The sequence below is a fragment of the Serratia sp. CY84636 genome, assembly GCF_052166245.1.
Taxonomy (GTDB): Bacteria; Pseudomonadota; Gammaproteobacteria; order Enterobacterales; family Enterobacteriaceae; genus Serratia; species Serratia nevei.
The window spans coordinates 1-4028 of record NZ_JBJNOX010000010.1 but is presented as its reverse complement, the minus strand read 5'-3'; the positions used below and the strand labels follow the sequence as shown (position 1 = coordinate 4028).

Annotated in this window: 5 protein-coding genes; 4 read left to right on the top strand and 1 reads right to left on the bottom strand. The window is 56.0% G+C overall.

From position 1 onward, the window contains the following. Positions 1-271: 271 nt before the first annotated feature. Complete coding sequence (gene gmhB, locus ACJ8QI_RS21375; RefSeq protein ID WP_070913927.1) at positions 272-835, bottom strand: D-glycero-beta-D-manno-heptose 1,7-bisphosphate 7-phosphatase; 564 nt, start codon at positions 833-835, stop codon at positions 272-274. Positions 836-1023: 188 nt separating this feature from the next. Between gmhB and metN the strand changes: the two genes are divergently transcribed. From metN to rcsF, 4 genes are all read left to right on the top strand, one after another. Next, positions 1024-2055, top strand: a complete 1032-nt coding sequence (gene metN, locus ACJ8QI_RS21370; RefSeq protein WP_442533053.1) for a methionine ABC transporter ATP-binding protein MetN — start codon at positions 1024-1026, stop codon at positions 2053-2055. Next, positions 2048-2701, top strand: coding sequence for a methionine ABC transporter permease MetI (locus ACJ8QI_RS21365; RefSeq protein ID WP_004932010.1), 654 nt, complete (start codon positions 2048-2050; stop codon positions 2699-2701). The genes metN and ACJ8QI_RS21365 overlap by 8 nt, the downstream gene beginning before the upstream one ends. A gap of 39 nt (positions 2702-2740) precedes the next feature. Continuing rightward, positions 2741-3556, top strand: coding sequence for a MetQ/NlpA family lipoprotein (locus ACJ8QI_RS21360; protein ID WP_041036453.1), 816 nt, complete (start codon positions 2741-2743; stop codon positions 3554-3556). Between the two features lie 114 nt (positions 3557-3670). Next, on the top strand, positions 3671-4028 hold a 358-nt coding region (gene rcsF / locus ACJ8QI_RS21355; RefSeq protein WP_442533052.1), incomplete at its 3' end, for an Rcs stress response system protein RcsF.

Sequence of the window (4028 nt, the reverse complement as noted above, 5' to 3'; positions counted from 1 at the left end):
TTGTGGAGTGCCCACACAGATTGTCTGATAAATTGTTAAAGAGCAGTGAGTTAGGCGCTTTCGCTTGCTAACTCGAGGTGGCGTATATTACGCTTTCCTCTTTCAGAGTCAACCCTAATTTTCGGGATTTTTTCTCTTTCTTCCCGGCCGCTGTGTGAAGTGAATCACTTGCGCCGTGTCGATGGAGGCGCATTATAGGGAGCCGGTTCAGAATGACAAGCGATAATATGCATTTTTTATCTGACCGCTCACTATTCATTCGTAACGCCTATTAAACCCGCTTTTTGATGGCTGCCGGCAGGTCCGCCAGGCTATTTAGCACCCAATCGGCCAGCTGTTCGCCCTGCTCGGTCACCGGCTTGCCGGTGCGCACCAACACCTTGGTACCGACGCCGGCCGCGATCGCCGCCTGCATATCTTCCGGTTTATCGCCCACCATATAAGAAGCGGCCATATCGATGTTCAATTCCTGCTGCGCTTGCAGCAGCATGCCCGGCTGCGGTTTACGGCAGTCACACACCTGACGATACTCTTCTACTACTGCCTCCGGATGGTGCGGGCAGAAATAGATGCCGTCGAAGTCGACGTCGCGATCGGCCAGCGACCAGTCCATCCACTCGGTCAGGTACATAAATTGGTCTTCGCTGAACTTGCCGCGCGCAATGCCGGACTGGTTGGTCACCATCACCAACGCGAAGCCCATCTTTTTGAGTTCGCGACAGGCGTCAATCACGCCGTCAATAAAGTGGAAGTTGTCGATTTCATGGACATAGCCATGGTCAACGTTAATCGTACCGTCACGATCGAGAAAAATTGCTGGAACGCTTTGTGTCACCGCTTTGCTCCTGAGGGCCTGTATACGCTGACAGTATCGCATGTTTTACCCCGCACTGAGAACGCCGGAGAACGTCGTTGGCCGTTGACTTGGACGTCTAGACGCCTTAACATCTGATCCATACCTTGGTTCCACGCCGAGGTTTACTTTTATCTAGCCACGGGCAACCACGCTAAAATAAGAAGAATATGATTAAACTTTCTAACATCACTAAAGTGTTCCAGCAGGGTTCGCGCACTATTACCGCGCTCTCTGACGTGACCCTTCACGTCCCTGCCGGGCAAATCTATGGCGTTATCGGGTCTTCCGGTGCCGGCAAAAGCACGCTGATCCGCTGCGCCAACATGCTGGAACGTCCAACGTCCGGCCAGGTCCTGGTCGATGGTCAGGATCTGACTTCGCTGTCTGAAAGCGAACTGACGCGCGCCCGTCGCCAAATCGGCATGATCTTCCAGCACTTCAACCTGCTCTCTTCCCGCACGGTGTTCGGCAACGTGGCGCTGCCGCTGGAGCTGGACAATACGCCGCGCGCCGAGATCAAAAAGCGCGTGACCGAACTGCTGGAGCTGGTCGGCCTGGCGGACAAGCACGACGTCTACCCGGCCAACCTGTCCGGCGGCCAGAAACAGCGCGTGGCGATCGCCCGTGCGCTGGCCAGCAACCCTAAAGTGCTGCTGTGCGACGAAGCCACCAGCGCGTTGGATCCGGCCACCACCCGTTCCATCCTGGAACTGCTGAAAGACATCAACCGCCGTCTGGGCCTGACCATTCTGCTCATCACCCACGAAATGGACGTGGTGAAACGCATCTGCGACCAGGTCGCGGTCATCAGCCAGGGGCAACTGATCGAAAAAGACAGCGTCAGCGAAGTGTTCTCACACCCGAAAACCCCGCTGGCCCAACAGTTCATTCAGTCCACGCTGCATCTGGATATCCCGGACGACTACGCCGCGCGCCTGTCGCCGGAACGTCAGGGCGACCGCCAGCCGCTGTTGCGCCTGGAATTCACCGGCCAGTCGGTCGATGCGCCGCTGCTGTCTGAAGCCGCTCGCCGCTTCAACGTGAACAACAACATTATCAGCGCCCAGATGGATTATGCCGGCGGCGTGAAATTCGGCGTGATGCTGGCGGAGCTGCACGGCAGTGACGAAGACGCGCTGGCGACGATTAAGTTCCTGCAAGAAAATCAGGTAAAAGTAGAGGTTCTGGGTTATGTCTGAGGCAATGATGTGGTTGATGGCGCGTGGCGTGTGGGAAACCGTCATGATGACCTTTGTCTCCGGCTTCTTCGGTTTCGTGCTCGGTCTGCCGGTCGGCGTGCTGCTGTATGTCACCCGCCCGGGGCAAATCATCGCCAACAACTCGCTGTATAAAATCCTGTCCGGGCTGGTGAACATCTTCCGTTCCATCCCGTTCATTATCCTGCTGGTTTGGATGATTCCGTTTACCCGCATGATCGTCGGCACCTCTATCGGTCTGCAGGCGGCCATCGTGCCGTTGACCGTTGGCGCCGCACCGTTCATCGCGCGCATGGTGGAAAACGCCCTGCTGGAGATCCCGTCCGGTCTGGTGGAAGCGGCGCGCGCCATGGGTGCCACGCCGATGCAGATCATCAAGAAAGTGTTGCTGCCGGAAGCCCTGCCGGGCCTGGTCAACGCCGCAACCATCACGCTGATCACCCTGGTGGGCTACTCCGCCATGGGCGGCGCGGTCGGCGCCGGTGGTCTGGGCCAAATCGGTTACCAATACGGTTATATCGGTTATAACGCCACAGTGATGAATACCGTATTAGTATTACTGGTAGTTTTGGTTTATCTGATCCAGTTCTGCGGCGATCGCATCGTCAAAGCCGTTACCCATAAATAGTTTCACAGCATGTTAATGCGAGTCTAATGAGGAAGGGATATGTCGTTAAAATTTAAATCCATCGCGGCAATTGGCGCACTGATCGGTACTCTGGCTCTGGCGGGCTGCGGCCAGGATGAAAAAAATCCAAACCACATCAAGGTCGGTGTGATCGTCGGCGCTGAGCAGCAAGTAGCTGAAGTCGCTCAGAAAGTGGCGAAAGAGAAATACGGTCTGGACGTTGAGCTGGTGACCTTCAACGACTACGTGTTGCCTAACGAAGCGCTGAGCAAAGGCGATATCGATCTGAACGCCTTCCAGCACAAGCCATACCTGGATCAGCAAATCAAAGATCGCGGTTACAAGCTGGTGCCGGTCGGCAGCACCTTTGTTTACCCGATTGCCGGTTACTCCAAGAAAATCAAATCGCTGGACGAACTGAAAGACGGCTCTCAGATCGCACTGCCTAACGATCCGACCAACCTGGGCCGTTCGCTGCTGCTGCTGCAGAAAGTCGGCCTGATCAAACTGAAAGACGGCGTTGGCCTGCTGCCGACCGTGCTGGACGTGACCGAGAACCCGAAAAACCTGAAGCTGGTTGAGCTGGAAGCGCCTCAGCTGCCACGTTCCCTGGATGATCAGCAGATCGCGCTGGCGGTAATCAACACCACTTACGCCAGCCAGATCGGCCTGACGCCGGCGAAAGACGGTCTGTTCGTGGAAGACAAAGACTCGCCTTACGTCAACCTGCTGGTTGCGCGCGAAGATAACAAAGATGCGGAAAACGTGAAGAAATTCGTGCAGGCCTATCAGTCTGACGAAGTCGACGCCGCCGCCAACAAAATCTTCAACGGTGGTGCGGTGAAAGGCTGGTAAGCGCTTATTCGCCAATTTTATTCCTATAATTGCAAGACGGGCCAAGGCCCGTCTTGTTATTTCCGCCATAGATTGCTTCAATAGCGCCACTTTCATTAAGGCAGAGGAATCTCAATGCGTGTTTTACCTCTCTGTTTGTTAGCGCTCGCGCTGGCCGGATGTTCATCGCAACGTATCGCGCCGTCCTCAACAAACAGCACCAGCAAGCCGACCACCACCAGCCCGGCCAAGACCACGCCGGCCGCCCGCCCTGCTCCGGTAAAACTGTACAAAAGTGCAGAAGAGCTCGTGGGTAAACCGTTCCGCGATCTGGGTGAAGTGTCCGGCGAATCGTGCCAAACCACCGTACAAGACTCCCCACCGAATCTGGCCACCGCCCGCAAACGCATGCAAATCCGCGCGTCTTACATGAAGGCCAACGCCGTGCTGCTGCACGACTGCCAGATTGTCAGCGGCGTCGCCGGTTGTTACC

Bases quoted from the DNA above. Each gene is read 5' to 3' on its own strand.
- metN (WP_442533053.1), top strand. From the start codon at position 1,024: ATGATTAAACTTTCTAACATCACTAAAGTGTTCCAGCAGGGTTCGCGC.
- ACJ8QI_RS21365 (WP_004932010.1), top strand. From the start codon at position 2,048: ATGTCTGAGGCAATGATGTGGTTGATGGCGCGTGGCGTGTGGGAAACC.
- ACJ8QI_RS21360 (WP_041036453.1), top strand. From the start codon at position 2,741: ATGTCGTTAAAATTTAAATCCATCGCGGCAATTGGCGCACTGATCGGT.